The sequence below is a fragment of the Collinsella aerofaciens genome, from assembly GCF_027679495.1.
Classification (GTDB): Bacteria; Actinomycetota; Coriobacteriia; order Coriobacteriales; family Coriobacteriaceae; genus Collinsella; species Collinsella aerofaciens_AK.
This window is the reverse complement of sequence record NZ_JAQEKC010000069.1, coordinates 1-890: the sequence shown is the minus strand read 5'-3', so window position 1 is coordinate 890 and position 890 is coordinate 1. Positions and strand designations below refer to the sequence as shown.

The 890-nt window shown below is 60.0% G+C and carries 1 protein-coding gene; it reads left to right on the top strand.

Going from position 1 to position 890, the window contains the following annotated elements:
* The first annotated feature begins 302 nt into the window (after positions 1-302).
* Positions 303-752: a hypothetical protein gene (locus PGW49_RS10380; protein ID WP_270226453.1), complete on the top strand. Its 450-nt coding sequence runs from the start codon at positions 303-305 to the stop codon at positions 750-752.
* Positions 753-890: the final 138 nt, after the last annotated feature.

Genomic DNA, 890 nt, shown 5'->3' with positions numbered 1-890 from the left:
TAAATTTGATTCCCTTTAGGATACACCCCCATAACTATATGAATTGACCTGCTGACTCCAATGAAGATTGGAGGGTAACTGCCAGGGGTGACGGCCCAGCGAGTGTTATTTTGCGAGCTATGCGCATTGAAATCGACCTTTCGTGGTATAAACTACTCGCCGGAAGCCGCGGCTTTCAGAGTACGGCTTACGTGTACGTTTAACCTCCGTGGGCGACGGGGTGCCGCAAGGCGTAGAATATCGCCCACCTGTAGGGGCCTGCAGCGATGCGGGCCCCGCTTCGTATGAAGGGGGCGTAACCGATGAAGATCGTATCCATCTCCCAGGACTTCTTCGACCTCGTCGAGGGCGACCGCGAGCTCATGCTTAAGCACAATCGCCCCTGCATCGTGGTGGTGAGGCTGCGTTTCCGCGGGAAGCGCAGGGACTTCGCTGTGCCGCTGCGTTCCAACATCGCCCCTAACGCGCCCAAAGACCAGTACTTTGCGTTGCCACCCCGCCCCACGACGCGCCCCGGCTGCCGCCACGGCATCCACTACATCAAGATGTTCCCCATAACCAAGGTCTACCAGCGCCGCTTCAGGACCGAGGGCTCGGCCTACTACGAGACGCTCCAGCGCATCATCGACGGCAACACCAAGCGCATCGTCTCCGAGTGCCAGGCATACCTCGACCGCTACGAGCGCGAGGGAAGGCCTCGCTTTGCCGTCGACATCGACCGCATCGTGGGGCTGCTGGAGAGCGAGAAGTAGGGCACCTCGGCTCAGTCTCGAGCCATGCGGAGTCGCTCCGCATTTTTGAACGCCGCGTGTGCGTCCCAAATACTTGAGAAACAAGCTGTGAAGTGCGGTGGCGCGCCCGTGCCCGCGCGCAGCCATCTCCATCAGCGT

Excerpts from the sequence above, each read along its gene's own strand:
- PGW49_RS10380 (WP_270226453.1), top strand. The coding sequence starts at position 303 with ATGAAGATCGTATCCATCTCCCAGGACTTCTTCGACCTCGTCGAGGGC.